Raw genomic sequence first — 15,275 nt, 5'->3', positions numbered from 1 at the left:
GGAGTCGGATCGCTGCCGGGAACCGGGTCGGTCGAGACCCGACGCCCTCCGCGACGCCGCACCACGAGAGGGGTCGGGGCGACCGCCTCGACGACCGGAGGTGTGTCGTCGTCGGGCGCCGCGCCTCCTCGGGTCACCCTCGGTTGACGTGCTGACTGGCCGGCACGCTCGGGATCTCGGTCGTGCGCGAACCCTCGATGCCGAGCACCTCGGCCACGCGCGACGCCACCGCGTCGGGGTCGGTGAAGAGCTGGAACGCGTGCACCCGCACGTAGTGCCAGCCGAGGCGGCGCAGCGTCTCGGGGCGCGCCCGCAGCGACTCGCGGAGACTCGTGCGCGAGAGGGTCGTGTCGGTCTCGATGGTGACGCAGACCCCGTCGTGCGCCGCCACGAGCCCGAGCTTGCCCCGGTGACCCAGCGCGACGGGGATGCCCTTCGCCTCGAGCCTGCGGGCCAGATCGACCAGCATCGGGTCGCTGTCGTCGGGGACGTGCTCCGCCGTCGTGCGCACCTGCACCTCGGTGAGGATCTCGGAGAGCGCGACGGTTCCGTGGCCCATGCGCCCGCCGTCGATGTCGCGCGGCTGGAAGCACGTCACGATCACCATCGAGCGGCGTGCACGGGTCATCGCGACCGCGAGCAGACGCTCGCCGCCGGGCTGCCCGAGCGGACCGAAGTCGCTCAGCACGCGGCCGTGAGGGGTGCGTCCGTAGCCGATCGAGAAGATCACGTGGTCACGGCTCTGCGCGACGCTCTGCTCGAGGGTCGCGACCATGAACGGCTCGGCGCGGTCGCCGACGACGAACTCGGTCAGGTCTTTATGACCCGAGACCGCGGTGAGCACGGCCTGCTGCACCCGCACGGCGTGCTTGGCGCTGGCGGTGATCACCATCAGCGACTCGCGGGGGCGGGTGCGGGCGTGCTCGACGACGAGCGACACGACGCGGTCGACCTCGGCGTCGACGCTCTCGACGGCTCCGGACTCGGGGTCGGGCACGGCCGTGCCGCCCGAGACGTAGTCGAGCGCGATGCTGCCGTGCCCGAGGAAGCTCCCCGCCCAGGGCAGCGACTCGATCCGCCCGCCGTAGAAGCGGCGGTTGACCAGCTCGGCGAGGTCTTCGCCGCCGGCGCGGTAGCTGCGGGTCAGCGACAGCGTGGGCAGCAGCGCCGACAGTCGGGCGAGCGCGCTGTCGGAGTGGAGGGCCTCGAGGGTGGCGTCGTCGTGCGACGGCGGGCGCTTGCCCGGCGTGACGGCGATGTCGAACTCGGACGGCGTCTGCGTGACGGGGTCGCCGAACGCGACCGTCTGCTTGCCGCGACGGATGGCGCCGACGTTCTCAGCGATCGTGGTCGCCCCCGCGTCGACGAGGATCACGGTGTCGAACGGGACGGTGTCGGCGATGGTGTGCACCTCGTACGGCGACGCCAGCCAGACCGGTGCGATCGATCGCGACAGATGCGGGGCGGCGTCGTGCAGGAGGCGCGCGGTCACGTGCTCCTGACGCAGGAGGCGCTTGAGCGCGGCCGCCTCGTCGGGCCAGTCGACGAGACCGATCGTCCAGTTCTCGGCCAGCAGCCACCCGAGGAGCTGCGCGCTGCCGGCGGCGTGCGCCTCGTCGACGAGCCGGAAGTCGGCCTCGAGCCGGTCGAGCATCGCCGTGTTGGCGCCGAGCAGCGCCCGGTCCGCCTCGAGCAGCGACTCGAGCGCCGAACGCCACCAGGCGAGCTCGAGCTCGGCGGCGACCTGCTGCTCGGGCACGTGCCGGTTCGCGAGGTCGGTGAGCAGCGGGGTCAGCTCGAGGTCGCGGAGCGTCGTCATCAGCTCGGTGCGCTCCTGGAGGTTCTGCAGCACGTCGCTCTCAGCGGCGAGGGCCTCGAGGCGCTGCTGCAGCTCGACGACGCCGATCTCGGTGAGCCGTTCGTCGCCGGTCAGCCCCAGCGGACGATCGAGACGGTCCAGGTCTTGAGAGACCTGCTGGTGCAGCACGTGGGTGTCGGCGATGCCGGTCGGCACCTCGGGCGGGATGCCCGCGGCGACGTAGCGCTGCCATTCGTAGCGCTGCTGCTGGATGCGCTGCAGGGCGCCGTGCAGGTCGGCGATGTGGACGCCCGGGCGGACGTACTCTCGCGCGAGCTTCTTCAGACGGCGGCGGTTCGCGCTCGACATGTCGGGCGCCTCGCGCTTCGGCGCGGTCGCCGCGACGAGCTCGGCGACCGACCGGTCGAACACCACGGGCAGGAACTTGTCGAGGGTGTCGCGGATGTCGGTCAGGAGGCGCAGGTAGACACCCAGCTCGGCGATCGACTCGAACGGTCGCATGCGGGTGCTGCCGATGACGTCGCCGGCACGCTCGAGGAGGCGCGGCAGGTCTCTGTGGTTCAGGTTCTTGGCCAGCTGATGGGCGTCGCCCGCGCCGAACGACTCGGAGAACTGCGAGCCGTACCAGGGCGAGTCGCCCGGGCCGTAGCGGAACTCGCCGAGGTTGGCGGCGTTGACCATCGTCTCGGCGACCCGCGAGCGGCCGTCGACCATGGCCTCGATGCTGCGCCTGCTGAGTCGCGCGGTCGTGGCGGGCGGCGCGGGCAGGAGCGCGAGGCGAGAGAGCTCGGTGAGGCAGTCGAGCACGGAGACCTCGAGGCGGGGATCGCGCTTGCTGAGGGCGCCGCGGTAGTCGACGAGCACCTTGCGGAGGCGCACCAGCGCGTCGTCCACCTCGCCCATCTGCGGCCGGGCGGCCTTCTCGTTGCGACCGATGGCGCGCACGACGTCGCGGCGCAGGGTCTTGGGAGCCACGGCGACCCCGGGCAGACCCACCTCGGTGAGGCGGTCGCCGATGCCGTTCAGGGTCGCGCGTCGGGCGCTGACGACCAGCACCCGCTTGTTCTGCGACACCAGCCGACCCAGGGCGTTGACGATGGTCTGCGTGCCGCCCGTGCCGGGCAGCGTCTTCACGACGACGGAGTTGCCGGCCGCGATCTGGGCGACCACGTTCTCCTGTTCGGGGTCGGCGTCGAGCAGCAGGGTGTCGGTCTCGGGGCTGCGCTCGTCCTGCGGGGTCGCCGACGCCGACCGGTGGCCCTCGGCGACCTGGCGGAGGGCCATCGCGTTGCCGGTGAGCGCGTCGAGCACGGGGTGGCCGAGCTCGCGGGTGTCGAGTGCCATCTCGGTGCCGACCTCGGCGAAGGTCGAGACGATGAGACGGGGCTGCACGGTGAACCACTCGAGGTGCGCCGTCAGACCGCGCAGCCGGTCGATGACGGGGTTCGGGGTGAACGAGCCCTCGCGGCTCGCGAGGGCGACGAACGACTCGGCGTCGAGCGCGATGTCGAACTGCTCGTGCAGGGCGTCGACCAGTGCCGGGTTCAGGAACGGCTTGCCGAGCAGCTTGACCTCGAAGTCGCGCCCGTGCCGGCGGATGGCGAGCGGGCGGAGCAGCACGGGCGCGCGGTAGTCGTGGCCGGCGTGCGACCAGGCGGCGACGCCGATGGCCAGATGCACGGCGTCGATGCCACGGACCGTCGCGAGCTCGAGACCCTTCGCGGCGATCTCGCCGGCGGCGAGGCGTGCGGTGCGGAGAGCCAGATCGTCGCGGATCAGGCTCGACAGCAGAGTGGTCTTGCCGGTGATGAACTGCGCGAGACCGCCGGGGTGGGTCGTGCTCAGCTCGATGCGTGCACGCTGCTCGTCGCCGAAGTGCAGCAGGGTCGACCGGCCGCCGACCTCGCCCAGCTGCTGACGCCAGACCGCCCAGACGGGTTCGGCCGCGTTGCCGACCGTCAGACCCGGATCACCGAAGCTCACGGTGTGCGGTGAGCCTGCGCCACCGGGCGCGCTCGTCGGGACGCCCACGGAACTCGTTCCGTCGTCGTCGTTGTCATGCTGTCTGTCGGCGCGCCACACACCTCATACCTTAAGGCGTCGATGCCGGGATCTTCGGGAGGACCGGCGGTTACCGCCGACCTGCACCATCGTTTCTCTACGTTCTATGTGACATGACGGCGCCTGTCATGTCACTGCGCGTGGTTGGGTTATGGTCATCACAGTCGATTGTGAATGAGCCAGTCGACCCGGAGCGAACCACGGGAGACCACCTTGCCCTTCGAGAAGAAGTACAGCACGGCCATTCGCGAGCAGTCGCTCGCCCATGTCCTGGAACGGCGCCTGGCAGAGCCCGGCAACCGCGCGGTGATCCGCGAGACCGCCGCGCAGTTCGGCATCGGCGAGCAGTCGCTGCGCGGCTGGATCCGGGCGCACGAGCGAGCCAACGCCCCCGCGACGGCGGGTGCCGACGCGAGAGCGGCCGGAGACGACGCCGAGACGGGCGGAGTGCGAGCGGGCGGGGCGCCGGCCGGCGCAGCACCGGCCGACCAGACGCAGGCGGGCGGGGCGCAGGTGGGCGACGGGCCGGCCGGGTCGGGCTCGGGCGACGCCGCGTTCGACGACACCCCCGCCGGGCGCATCGCCGCACTCGAGGCCGAGGTCGCACGACTCCGCCGCGACCGGGAGGCACTGAAGACGGCGATGGCCGTCGTGCTCGTCGACTGATCGCCGGGCGGAGACCGACGACACGGCCACCGGGTCTCGACGGGGGGATCGAGAGCGGGCGGCCGTGTCGCGGCGCACCCAGTATGCGATCTGAAATGTCATACGTCAAGCCCGCCGATGTCATCTGGTCTCGTCCGGCGTCGTGGTCGTAGTGTGTCCTTCACCGACAGCGCGTCGCACGTTCCGATTTGGGGGCCACCATGGCTGGAAGATTCATCGTCACCCGTGACGCGGAGGGTCAGTTCCGGTTCGCTCTGACCACGGCGACCGGTGAGGTCGTCGCAACGTCCGACGCGTACCGCCAGAAGGGCTCCGCGATGAACGCCATCGACTCGATGCGCCTCCTCGCCGCCGACGCCATCGTCGACGACCGAACCGAGTCGGCCGAGCCGACCCGGGCCGACTAGGCGTCGCGTGACCCAGCACGTCGTCCTCGCCGGCGCCTCCGGGTTCATCGGAAAGCACCTGGCCGACGCCTTCCGGGCCGAGGGCGCCCGCGTCAGCCTCATCGGCCGCCGCGGGCCGGACGCCCGGTGGGGCGACACCGCCGCGATCACCGAACTGCTCGACGGCGCCGACCTGCTGGTCAACCTCGCCGGCAAGAGCGTCAACTGCCGCTACTCGCCGGCGAACCGCGCGGAGATCCTGCGCTCCCGGGTCGCGACCACCCGCGAACTGGGCGAAGCGATCGCCGCCTGCGCCGCGCCTCCTCGGCTCTGGCTCAACTCGTCGACCTCGACGATCTACCGCCACGCCGACGACCGCCCCATGTCCGAAGCCGAGGGCGAGATCGGCTCCGGCTTCTCGGTCGACGTCGCGACCGCGTGGGAGGACGCCCTGTTCGCCCCCGACCTGCCGAACACCCGCCGCGTGGCCCTGCGCATCTCGATCGTCCTCGGCGACGGCGGCGCCCTGACCCCTCTCGTCAACCTCGCCCGAGCGGGGCTCGGCGGCCCCCAGCTCGACGGGCGCTGGCCGGCGACCCGCTCACGGCTCTGGGCCGGCACGTACCACCGGCGCGCGACGCCCGGCGGCCGGCAGAAGTTCAGCTGGATCCACATCGACGACATGATCGGATCGCTCCGCTGGCTGCGCGACCACGACGAGATCGAGGGCGTCGTCAACATCGCGTCGCCGAACCCGGTCGACAACCGCACCATGATGGACGTCGTCCGCCGCGCCGTCGGCATGCCGATCGGGCTGCCCGCCTTCCGCTGGATGCTCGAGATCGGCATGGCGGTGTTCCGCACCGAGAGCGAGCTCGTGCTCAAGAGCCGCTGGATCGAGCCGCGGCGTCTGGTCGACGGCGGGTACGTCTTCGAGCATCCGCACATCGAGGAGGCGGTCGGCACGATCGTCGCGGAGCGTCGCCGGCGCCGGTAGTCGCGCCTCGGACGCTGCCGTCGTCGTCGTCGTCGCAGGCGTCGTCGTCGCAGGCGTCGTCGTCGCAGGCGTCGTCGTCGCAGGCGTCGTCGTCGTCGTCCCATGAACCTCGTTCGCGAAGATGAACCGCGTTATATCGCGGTTCATCTTCGCGAACGAGGTTCTTCGGACCGGCGGCCGGCCAGGCGGCGGCCAGGCGGCGGGCGGCCAGGCGGCGCCCAGCGGACCGCCGCCCGACGCCCAACGGCCGCCTCAGCGCAGGCCGAGGGTCGCGAGCGCGCTGGCGTGCCGTGCGAGACCCGCATCGACGGCGTCGGGATGCTCCGCGTACCAGGCGAGATGGGTGGCGCGGACCTCGTCGGTCGAGACGGACGCTCCGTCGACGACCCAGTGGTCGGTCGGCGAGGCGTCGAGGCCGAACGCCTCGACCACGGCCGCCTCCCGCGGCGCGTGCACGCGATCGAGCAGCGGCCGACCCGGATCGACGACGTGCTCGGGCAGACCGAGTGCGGCGCGCACCCGCGTCGCGGCCGCACTCCAGACCGGGTTGCCGGGGTGGTTCAGCGTGCGCATCTGATCGAACGAGGGGCGCTCGAACAGGTCGGACAGCACCACGGTCTCGTTCGCGGCCTCGCGGCGGCGCAGCTGGTCGAGCGACTCGTCGGCGATGGTGTGGACGGTTCTCGTGTCGAGGCGGGCGGCGACTCCGGCTGCCGGCACCGCGCCTCCTTCGCGTCGGATCGCCGCTTCGACCAGCACCCGCAGGTCGTGGTACTCGACGACGGGCGGCACCAGCGACGTGTCGCTCGGCGGGCGGACGATCGCGTGGGTCGGGTAGAGCCCGGCGACGCGGATCACCGGCACGCGCAGCACGCGCCCTCCGGCGGGCAGCAGCGCGGCCAGCTGAGCCGTGCCGAGCGGCATGCCGTGGTAGTCGGTGCGGACGGGCTGCGACACTAGCACCGCCGCCCGCGACAGCCAGTACCGCAGATACGGCAGGTCGCTCGCCGTGAGCTCGTGCACCGCCGGGATGCGGATCGTCGCGAGGCCCGGCCCCTCGAGCATCTGCCGCAGACTCTCGGCCTGGCAGTTGCCGACCACGATCGCGACGTCGTCGGCCGGGCCCTCCGCCAGCGAGTAGAAGACGCCGTAGTGATGCGCGCGGGGGTCCGCGTCGACCGGAGGCGCAGGAGGCGCGGCAGAGGGAGAGGAGTCGGTCACGGTCCCAGCATGGCCCGGTGCGGCGCCGGGTGCGTCGCGGTCGGGCCCGGACGTCGGATGCCCGGCACCCGCTGCGGCGCCCGGTGCGCCGCGGTCGGGCCCGGACGTCGGGCACCCGGCACCCGGTGCGGCACCGGGTGCGTCGAGGTCAGCGACCGTAGCTCAGCCGACGGAGCAGCCGCTCGGCCGGCCCCGGCGTCGACGTGCGCTCGAGCACCACGGCGACGACCACGGTGGCCAGCCACACGCCGACGGCGACGAGCGCCACGCGCAGCGTCCCCGCCTCGACGCCGAGCCCCAGCGCCCACGGCTTCAGCAGCACGACGAAGAGCACCGATTGCAGCAGATAGCAGGTGAGCGATCGACGGCCCACCGCGACGAGGGCCGACAGCACGAAGCCCGGCTGCGCTCCAGGCCCCACGACGGACCCCGCGGCGGGCCCGGCGGCGCGCCCGGCCGCGGGCCCCGCCGCCCCGGCACCCGAGGAGGCGCGCTCGGCACGCCGCGCCGCCCACCAGCCGACGAGCCCGAAGAACGCCAGAGCGCCTGCGATGCCCGTCGTGCCGTGCAGCATGCCGAGCAGGTAGAGCAGCCCCTCGCCGGGCTGCCAGGCGCCGATGGCGGCGAGCACGAGCGGCAGAGCCCCCACGATGCTGATCGGGAACCCGACGAGCGTCAGTCGGCGCAGCAGCACGACGTGCTGCTCGGGCTGCTCGAGCACGCGACGGCGGCCGAGCAGGGTGCCGATCGCGGCGAGCGGCAGCAGCATCGCGACGGTGAACGGCGCGGTGAAGACGAGCCCCGCGAGGGCGATCACCCGCCAGAGGAGGTCGCCGAGCACGGTGCGCTGATCGAAGGGGAGCCAGGAGGTGTCGCCGGCACCGCCGCCGAGACCGTCGACCCCGGCCATGACGACGAAGACGACGAGAGTCGACCAGCCCACGACCCGGAAGACCTTGTCGCTCGCGGCGAACATCGCCGCGAGCACCAGACCGAGGGCGCCGTAGCTGAGCAGGATGTCGCCCTCGAAGAGCAGCACGATGTGCAGCGCGCCGAACACGATCAGCCAGAGGCTGCGCCGCAGCAGCAGCGACCGCGCTCGGCCCCGATCGACGCCCCGCTCGGCCTGTCGGCGGATCAGCACGGTGAATCCGTACGCGAAGAGCAGGGTGAACAGCGGGAAGGCCCGGTTGTCGACGAAGGTGCCGACCAGCACGTCGGCCACGTGGTCGCCCGTCGAGCCGTCGACGGGTCGGGCCAGCGGACCCATCGTGCGGCCGACGATGTAGTAGACCGAGTTCGCGAGCGCGATGCCGAGCAGCGCGACGCCCCTCAGCAGATCGGGTGCGACGAAGCGTTCGGACGCGGCCACCGGCCCGCTGTACGCGACGGGCGGCGGCTTCGGCGACAGGTCGGTGCTCATGCGATCAGCCTGGCCGACAGCACACCGGCGACGCCACCGCCGGGAGAGGGAGATGGGGACGACGCGTAGGCCGCGCGGCCTGGGGAGGACCGGTCAGAGCTTGGCCGCGAGCTCCGGGTCGGTCGGCTCGACGAGGTGCGTGCCGTCGGGGAACACGACGACGGGGATGTTCGTGCGACCGCTCACGGCGTAGGCGCGATCGGCGCCGTCGGCGACGGCCTCGAGGTCGACGTAGTCGTACTCGACCCCGCGCGAGTCGAGCAGCGCCTTCGAGCGACGGCAGTCGCGGCACCATTCGGCGCCGAACATGAGGATGCGGTCGGGGGCACTGTCAGACATGAGCGTGATTCTAAGCCTCGGTTCCGAGGGCATGCTGGGACACCGGCGGAGACACCCGTCCGCGGCCTCCGTCACGCGGCAGCCGGCGGGTCGGGCCGAGGAGGCGCGGGTAACGTCCCCGACACACGTCGCTGCTAGACACGCCCCATGCTCGAGATCACCGGCGCCACCCGCATCGTCGTCGACGACCAGACCGAGACCACAGGCAGCCTCTTCGTCGAGGGAGGGGTGATCGTCGACGGCTCGTCGGGCGAGGTCACCGAGACCCTCGACGCGAGCGGCTGCGTCGTCACTCCCGGCCTCGTCAACGCGCATCACCATCTGCTGCAGAGCGGGTTCCGCACCCTGCCGGGCACCCGCGGCGTCCCGATGGCCGACTGGCTGCCCGCGATGGCCGGGGCCTACGGCGCCGCCGGCATCGATCCGTCGCTCGTCGCCGCGACCGCGGCCGTCGGCGTCGCCGAGGGTCTGCTCAGCGGGGTGACGACCGTGGCCGACCACCACCTGAACTGGCCGGTGCCGGCGGTCTCCGCCGCCGACACGGTGGCCGTCGCCCGGGCCGTCGCCGAGGCCGCGCGAGCGCTCGGGGGGCGACTCGTGTTCGTGCGCGGCTCGGCGCGCGACGATCCGCAGACGGCGGCCGGCTCGGCGGAGGCGATCGTGCGCGGCCTGCTGACCCGCGCCTCCGGAAGCATCCCGACCGGGGGCGTCTCGGACGACGGCATGCTCCAGGTCGCCGTCGGACCGGCCGGCGTGCACAGCGACGGCCGCGAGACGTTCGAGCTGCTGGGCGAGGTCGCCGCCCGCCACGGGCTCAGGAGGCGCACCCAGGCGAACGAGCAGGTCGACGTCGTCATCGCCCTCGAGCGCTACGGACGACGCCCGCTCGACCTGCTCGACGAATGGGGCTGGCTCGCGGACGACGTCACGATCGCCCACCTCTGCGCCGTCGAACCGGGCGAGATCGCCCGTCTGGCCGCCGCGGGGGTCAGCGCGACGCACGCCCCGGGGTGCGACCTGCCGATGGGCTGGGGCATCGCCCCGGTCGCCGCCCTGCTGGCCGCCGGGGTGCCCGTCGGCCTCGGCACGAGCGGGGGCGGCAGCAACGACGCCGGGCATCTGCTCGCCGACGCACGGCTCGCGATGCAGGTCGCACCGCTCGTGGGGCCTCCGATCGCGGCGCGCACGATGCTGGGCCTGGCGACGGCGGGCTCGGCGGCAGGGCTCGGACGACCCGAGCTGGGGCACCTGCGACCGGGCGCCGCGGCCGACCTCTGCCTGTGGGACGTCACCGGGGTGGCCGACGCGGGGGTCGCCGACCCCGTCGCCGGGCTGCTCTGGGCGGCGCCGGGGCGCCGACCGCGCGACGTCTACGTGGCGGGGAGGCGCGTGGTCGAGGGCGGGCGGCTCGTCGCCGCCGACGAGCGCGACCTCGTCGCCGCGCTGGCGACGCGCCTCGCCCGCTGACGCGCAGGACGCGGAGCCGCACGCACCGCACCGCCCCGCACGCACCGACGCGCCGAGGAACCGCGTTCGCGAAGATGAACCGCGATATATCGCGGTTGATCTTCGCGAACGCGGTTTTTGGCCGAGGCTGGGGGCGGGCGAGGCGGCGCGCCGCTACAGGTCGAGCACGAGGCGGGCGCAGGCGGCGCGCGAGACGCAGACGAACATGCGGTCGCCGGCGGCCTGCTCGTCGGGTGTGAGGATCGAGTCGCGGTGGTCGACCTCCCCCTCGAGCACGGTGGTCTCGCAGGTTCCGCAGGTGCCCTCGCGGCAGCTCGACAGCACGAGCACGCCGGCCTCCTCCACCACGTCGAGCACCGAGCGGTCGGGCGGCACCGTGACGGTCAGCCCCGACTCCGCCAGCTCGACCTCGAACGACTCGTGCCGCACCGGCTCGCCGACGGCCTTGGCCTCGAAGCGCTCGACGACGACCTGCCGCCCGGCCCCCGCGGTCTCGACCGCCTCGACGAGCCGCTCGGGCCCGCAGCAGTACGTCGTCGTGAACGGGGCCATCGAGGCGAACAGACCGTCGACGTCGAGCCGGTCGCCCTCGTCGGCGGCGTGCAGCCGCAGCCGGTCGCCGTGCAGCGCGACGAGCTCGTCGATCAGCGCCATCGTCGAGCGCGACCGCCCGGCGTAGTGCAGCACGTAGTCGACCCCGGCCGCCGCCGCGGCCCGCGCCATCGCCGACACCGGGGTGATGCCGATGCCGCCGGCGACGAACACGTACGACGTGCCGCGACGGGGCTCGAACTCGAAGTGGTTGCGGGGGCCCGCGAGGCGGACCGTGTCGCCGACGGCCACATTCTCGTGCAGCCAGGCCGAGCCTCCTCGTCCGTCGGTCTCGCGCAGCACGCCGATGCGCCACCCGTCGACGTCCGGTTCGCCGCAGAGCGAGTACTGCCGCACCTCGCCCGTCGGCAGGGCCACGTCGATGTGGGCGCCGGGCTGCCAGCGGGGCAGGGGCGAGCCGTCGAGCGCGGCGAACTCGAACAGGTCGACGGCGTCGGCCGCGGAGGTGCGGGCGGTGACGACCGCGTCGAGCGCGGTCTCGGGAAGTCGGGTCGGGGCGGTCACACGGGCTCCGGTCTCTGCTTGACGACGAACAGCGTGTAGCCGTCGTCGCCGACGGCGCTCCAGCGGTGGCGGGTGCCGCCGCCGTAGTACAGCGAGTCGCCCGCGGCCAGAACCCGCGCACCCTCGGCGTCGAGGTCGACCCGCAGCCGCCCGGCGACCACGTGCACGAACTCGTCTTCGGCGTGCACGAAGAAGTCGCCGGGATCGAGGTTCGCCCCCGACATCTCCATCACCCGGAACGGCCGGTCGGACGGGGTCAGGAGGCGCGCGGCGGCCTGTCCGTAGCGCCCGGTCGACCCGTCGGCGGCACCCACGAAGCCCACGACCGGCCCGTCGGCGGCGCGTCGGTCGTCGACCGCGGCGAGGATCTCGACCTGGCTCGACCCGAGCGCCCGGGCGATGCGCTCGAGCGACACCATGCTCGGCCTCGCGAGCCCGCGCTCGAGCTGGCTGAGGAACGGGTGCGACAGCTGAGCCTCGGCGGCGAGCTGCACGAGGGTCAGCCCGCGAGCGCGGCGGAGGGCGCGGATCCGACCGCCGACCGCCAGGGCCTGCTGATCGACGGGGGCGTCGAGGGACGTGACGGGGGCCTCCTGGTTCGGGTGGTCTGACGAGGTCTACCACGGGGTCCGGTGCTCGATCCGAGCAATTTACACGGCGAAACGGTCGCGTCATCTGTCGGAAACGAGCACTCCTTAGATTGACGCATGTTGACGCCATCAACATTCTGCCCCGTCGACCACCTGATCGCCAGCCCGACCCGAGAGGCCCTCCGTGACCCGACTCCCCCGCCAGCTCGCCCTGCTGCGGAACGCCACCCTGCCGAGCGGCGACGTGGTCGACGTGCTCATCGAGGGCGACACCGTGGAGGCGGTGGTCGCGGCGGGCACGGTGCCCGCGGCCCCCGAGTCGGAGACCCTCGACCTCGCCGGCCACGTGCTGCTCACGGCGCCCGCCGAGCCGCACGCGCACCTCGACAAGGCCCTCTCGTTCGACGCGATCCGCCCGCCGATGGGCGACCTCGAGCTCGCGATCGCCTCGTGGCGCGTCTACGCGGCCACCATGACGGTCGACGACATCGCCGATCGCGCCCGACGCCAGCTGCTCGCGATGCTCGCCCAGGGCACCACGGCCGTGCGCACCCACGTCGACGTGCTGCTCGGCGACGGGCCGACCCGCGGGGCCGAAGCGCTCGTGCGGGTGCGCGACGAGCTCCGCGGGCTGATGGACGTCGAGATCGTCGCCCTCGCCTCGCAGGACTCCCCCGACTCCGACGTCGAGGCCGTGCTCGATCTCGGGGTGGACCTCGTAGGAGGCGCGCCCCACCTGGCGAGGGATCCCCATGGGGATCTCCACCGCCTCCTCGACATCGCCGAGCGCCGCGGAGTCGGCGTCGACCTGCACACCGACGAGAGCCTCGACGGGGCCGTCACCCTCGACGAGTTCGCCCGACGGGTCGTCGGCTGGACGACGAGCGTCTCGGCCGGGCACTGCAGCCGGCTCGGGTCGATGCCCGTCGCGCAGCGCGACGACATCGTCGCCGCCGTGCTGGCGGCCGACATCGGCATCATCGCGAACCCGATCACGAACCTGTACCTGCAGGGCTGGGACCACCCCGTCGCGACGCCCCGGGGGCTCACCGCGCTGCGGCCGCTGCTCGACGCGGGCGTCCGACTCGCGGCCGGGGCCGACAACGTGCGCGACCCGTTCAACCCGCTCGGCCGCAGCGACGCCCTCGAGACGGCCATGCTGCTCGTCACCGCCGGCCACCTGACGATCGACGAGGCCTACGCCGCCGTCAGCGACTCGGCCCGATCGGTCATGGCGCTGCCCCCGGCGGGAGTCACGGCCGGGGCGCGGGCCGAGCTGCTCGCCGTCCGCGCGACGTCGCTGGCCGACGTCGTCGCGAACGCCCCGGCCGACCGGTACGTCGTGCACGCCGGTCGCCTCGTCGCCGAGAGCCGCGTCACCCGCGAGGTCGCCGACCCCGCGGCGGCGCTCGCGACGGCGTCCACCACGACGTCGGCGAGCGCGACGTCGCCCGCCGCGACGTCGGCGGCACCCCCGACGTCTCCCTCCTCGCCCCGCCCGACCCTCGCAGAGACCCGGTGACCCGATCATGACCATCGCCAGCCCTCCCGTCGCCCCGCCGACGTCGACCCGGGTCGACACGCTGCTCGACTTCCGCGACGTCGCCATGCGGTTCGCCAACGGCACCGTCGCCCTGCAGGACGTCGACCTCACCGTCGACCGGGGCGAGTTCGTCACCGTCGTCGGCCCGTCGGGCTGCGGCAAGTCCACGCTGCTCCGCATCGCGTCGGGTCTGGAGCAGGCGTCGCACGGCAGCGCCGAGGTCGACACCGACCGCATCGGCTACGTCTTCCAGGACGCCACGCTGCTGCCCTGGCGGAGCGTCCGCGACAACGTCGAGCTGCTCGCCGAGCTGAACGGGGCGCCCAAGACGACGCGTCGGGCGGCCGCGCAGGAGTCGATCGACCTCGTCGGCCTCTCGGGGTTCGAGTCGAACCTGCCGAAGGAGCTCTCGGGCGGCATGAGGATGCGCGCGTCGCTGGCCCGCTCGCTCACCCTCGACCCCGAGCTGTTCCTCTTCGACGAGCCGTTCGGCGCCCTCGACGAGATCACACGCGAGCGTCTGAACGACGAGCTGCTGCGGCTGTTCGTCGAGAAGCGCTTCGCGGGCCTGTTCATCACCCACTCGGTGTCGGAGGCCGTCTACCTCTCGACGAGGGTCGTCGTGATGTCGGGCCGCCCCGGTCGCATCGTCGGCGAGTTCGACGTGCCGTTCCCGATGCCCCGCGACCCCGAGATCCGCTTCACCGCCGAGTTCGCCGAACTGGTCGGCGAGGTCAGCCACGCACTCCGAGAAGGGCACAACTGATGGCCGTCGACACCCGCGTCTCGCGCACCGAGCCCGCCGCCACGACGGCCACCCGCCTCTCGGGGCCGAAGCCGCCGCGTCGCCAGGCGTCGCCCCGGGCGACGCGCGTCCGCGACATCGTGCTGCCGATCGTCGTCTTCTTCGCGCTGATCGGCGTCGGCTACGGGGTCGCCGCGTACTACGACCAGGTGCGCGGTCTGCCGTTCCTGGTGCCGTACCCGCACCTGGTCGTCGAGGCGCTGCTCTTCGACGGCGACTTCCGACCCGACCTGCTCGAGGCGCTCGGCAACACGACCCTGATCGCCGTCATCGGCCTCGCGATCGCCATCGTGATCGGCATGGCCTGGGCCGTGCTGATGGTGCAGGCCAGCTGGATCGAGAGCGCGCTGTTCCCCTACGCGGTCGTGCTGCAGTGCATCCCGATCCTCGCGCTCGTGCCCCTGATCGGCTCGCTCTTCGGCTACGAGATGCCGTCGCGGATCATCGTCACGGTCATGTTCGCGCTGTTCCCCATGGTGTCGAACACGCTGTTCGGCCTGCAGTCGGTCGACAAGGGCCAGCGCGAGCTCTTCCAGCTGCAGGGCGCCTCGCGTCTCACCCTGCTGACCAAGCTGAGGTTCCCCGCCGCGCTGCCGTCGATCTTCATCGGACTCCGCAACTCGGCCGGGCTCTCGGTGATCGGCGCCATCGTCGCCGACCAGTTCTTCCAGCGCGGCGACGGCGGCCTCGGCGTGCTCATCTCGGTGATGAACCAGCGCCTCAACGGCGCCGAGATGTTCGCCGCCATCGTCGTCGCCAGCGTGCTCGGCGTGGTCGTGTTCGTCGCCTTCGGCTGGCTCCGCCGCGTCGCGATCGGGCGCTGGTACAGCGCGAACTGACCC

The 15,275-nt window shown here is 72.8% G+C and carries 13 protein-coding genes; 7 read left to right on the top strand and 6 right to left on the bottom strand.

Annotation, left to right across the window (positions count from 1 at the left end; all coding sequences use genetic code 11):
- Positions 1 to 133: 133 nt before the first annotated feature.
- A complete protein-coding gene (locus tag IFT51_RS03915; RefSeq protein ID WP_192059436.1) occupies positions 134 to 3,901 on the bottom strand; it encodes an AAA family ATPase in 3,768 nt (1,255 codons plus the stop codon).
- A gap of 153 nt (positions 3,902 to 4,054) precedes the next feature.
- Here IFT51_RS03915 and IFT51_RS03910 point away from each other — a divergent pair, with 153 nt between their 5' ends.
- The 3 genes from IFT51_RS03910 (at position 4,055) to IFT51_RS03900 (ending at position 5,929) form a co-directional block, all read left to right on the top strand.
- The gene (locus IFT51_RS03910; RefSeq protein WP_192059434.1) at positions 4,055 to 4,546 is read left to right on the top strand and encodes a hypothetical protein; all 492 of its coding nucleotides are present in this window, start codon (positions 4,055 to 4,057) and stop codon (positions 4,544 to 4,546) included.
- A 200-nt stretch (positions 4,547 to 4,746) separates the two neighbouring features.
- Positions 4,747 to 4,953, top strand: a complete 207-nt coding sequence (locus tag IFT51_RS03905) for a DUF1508 domain-containing protein (protein ID WP_192059433.1) — start codon at positions 4,747 to 4,749, stop codon at positions 4,951 to 4,953.
- Between the two features lie 7 nt (positions 4,954 to 4,960).
- Positions 4,961 to 5,929 (top strand): epimerase, encoded by a 969-nt coding sequence (locus IFT51_RS03900; protein WP_192059431.1) that lies wholly within the window; start codon positions 4,961 to 4,963, stop codon positions 5,927 to 5,929.
- 252 nt (positions 5,930 to 6,181) lie between these two features.
- On the opposite strand, the gene IFT51_RS03895 is transcribed toward IFT51_RS03900, so the two are convergent.
- The 3 genes from IFT51_RS03895 to IFT51_RS03885 all read right to left on the bottom strand — a co-directional run bounded on the left by IFT51_RS03895 (position 6,182) and on the right by IFT51_RS03885 (position 8,912).
- Complete coding sequence (locus IFT51_RS03895; protein WP_192059429.1) at positions 6,182 to 7,150, bottom strand: WcbI family polysaccharide biosynthesis putative acetyltransferase; 969 nt, start codon at positions 7,148 to 7,150, stop codon at positions 6,182 to 6,184.
- A 148-nt stretch (positions 7,151 to 7,298) separates the two neighbouring features.
- Entirely contained in the window at positions 7,299 to 8,573 is a 1,275-nt protein-coding gene (locus IFT51_RS03890) for a DUF418 domain-containing protein (protein ID WP_192059427.1), read from the bottom strand.
- 93 nt (positions 8,574 to 8,666) lie between these two features.
- Positions 8,667 to 8,912, bottom strand: a complete 246-nt coding sequence (locus IFT51_RS03885) for a glutaredoxin domain-containing protein (protein WP_192059425.1) — start codon at positions 8,910 to 8,912, stop codon at positions 8,667 to 8,669.
- Between the two features lie 147 nt (positions 8,913 to 9,059).
- Here IFT51_RS03885 and IFT51_RS03880 point away from each other — a divergent pair, with 147 nt between their 5' ends.
- Entirely contained in the window at positions 9,060 to 10,379 is a 1,320-nt protein-coding gene (locus IFT51_RS03880; RefSeq protein ID WP_192059423.1) for an amidohydrolase family protein, read from the top strand.
- A 153-nt stretch (positions 10,380 to 10,532) separates the two neighbouring features.
- Here IFT51_RS03880 and IFT51_RS15535 read toward each other — a convergent pair whose 3' ends face one another.
- Together IFT51_RS15535 and IFT51_RS03870 are read right to left on the bottom strand one after the other, a co-directional pair.
- Complete coding sequence (locus IFT51_RS15535) at positions 10,533 to 11,495, bottom strand: 2Fe-2S iron-sulfur cluster-binding protein (protein WP_192059421.1); 963 nt, start codon at positions 11,493 to 11,495, stop codon at positions 10,533 to 10,535.
- A complete protein-coding gene (locus tag IFT51_RS03870; protein ID WP_192060168.1) occupies positions 11,492 to 12,043 on the bottom strand; it encodes a helix-turn-helix domain-containing protein in 552 nt (183 codons plus the stop codon). Before IFT51_RS03870 ends, IFT51_RS15535 begins: the two co-directional genes overlap by 4 nt.
- Positions 12,044 to 12,269: 226 nt before the next feature.
- Between IFT51_RS03870 and IFT51_RS03865 the strand changes: the two genes are divergently transcribed.
- Genes IFT51_RS03865 through IFT51_RS03855 form a run of 3 tightly spaced genes read left to right on the top strand, consistent with a single transcriptional unit; the run spans position 12,270 to position 15,272 of the window.
- A complete protein-coding gene (locus IFT51_RS03865; RefSeq protein ID WP_192059419.1) occupies positions 12,270 to 13,607 on the top strand; it encodes an amidohydrolase family protein in 1,338 nt (445 codons plus the stop codon).
- A gap of 7 nt (positions 13,608 to 13,614) precedes the next feature.
- On the top strand, positions 13,615 to 14,394 hold the full coding sequence (locus tag IFT51_RS03860) for an ABC transporter ATP-binding protein (RefSeq protein ID WP_192059417.1): 780 nt from the start codon (positions 13,615 to 13,617) through the stop codon (positions 14,392 to 14,394).
- Positions 14,394 to 15,272 (top strand): ABC transporter permease, encoded by an 879-nt coding sequence (locus IFT51_RS03855; RefSeq protein ID WP_192059415.1) that lies wholly within the window; start codon positions 14,394 to 14,396, stop codon positions 15,270 to 15,272. Before IFT51_RS03860 ends, IFT51_RS03855 begins: the two co-directional genes overlap by 1 nt.
- The last annotated feature ends 3 nt before the right edge of the window (positions 15,273 to 15,275 follow it).

This window comes from Frigoribacterium sp. CFBP 13712 (assembly GCF_014842255.1).
In the GTDB taxonomy this organism is placed as follows: domain Bacteria; phylum Actinomycetota; class Actinomycetes; order Actinomycetales; family Microbacteriaceae; genus Frigoribacterium.
Note: the sequence above shows the minus strand (reverse complement) of the source record. Positions and strands in the feature narration are given on the sequence as shown.

Excerpts from the sequence above, each read along its gene's own strand:
- IFT51_RS03910 (WP_192059434.1), top strand. The coding sequence starts at position 4,055 with ATGAGCCAGTCGACCCGGAGCGAACCACGGGAGACCACCTTGCCCTTC.
- IFT51_RS03905 (WP_192059433.1), top strand. The coding sequence starts at position 4,747 with ATGGCTGGAAGATTCATCGTCACCCGTGACGCGGAGGGTCAGTTCCGG.
- IFT51_RS03890 (WP_192059427.1), bottom strand. The coding sequence starts at position 8,573 with ATGAGCACCGACCTGTCGCCGAAGCCGCCGCCCGTCGCGTACAGCGGG.
- IFT51_RS03885 (WP_192059425.1), bottom strand. The coding sequence starts at position 8,912 with ATGTCTGACAGTGCCCCCGACCGCATCCTCATGTTCGGCGCCGAATGG.
- IFT51_RS03880 (WP_192059423.1), top strand. The coding sequence starts at position 9,060 with ATGCTCGAGATCACCGGCGCCACCCGCATCGTCGTCGACGACCAGACC.
- IFT51_RS03860 (WP_192059417.1), top strand. The coding sequence starts at position 13,615 with ATGACCATCGCCAGCCCTCCCGTCGCCCCGCCGACGTCGACCCGGGTC.
- IFT51_RS03855 (WP_192059415.1), top strand. The coding sequence starts at position 14,394 with ATGGCCGTCGACACCCGCGTCTCGCGCACCGAGCCCGCCGCCACGACG.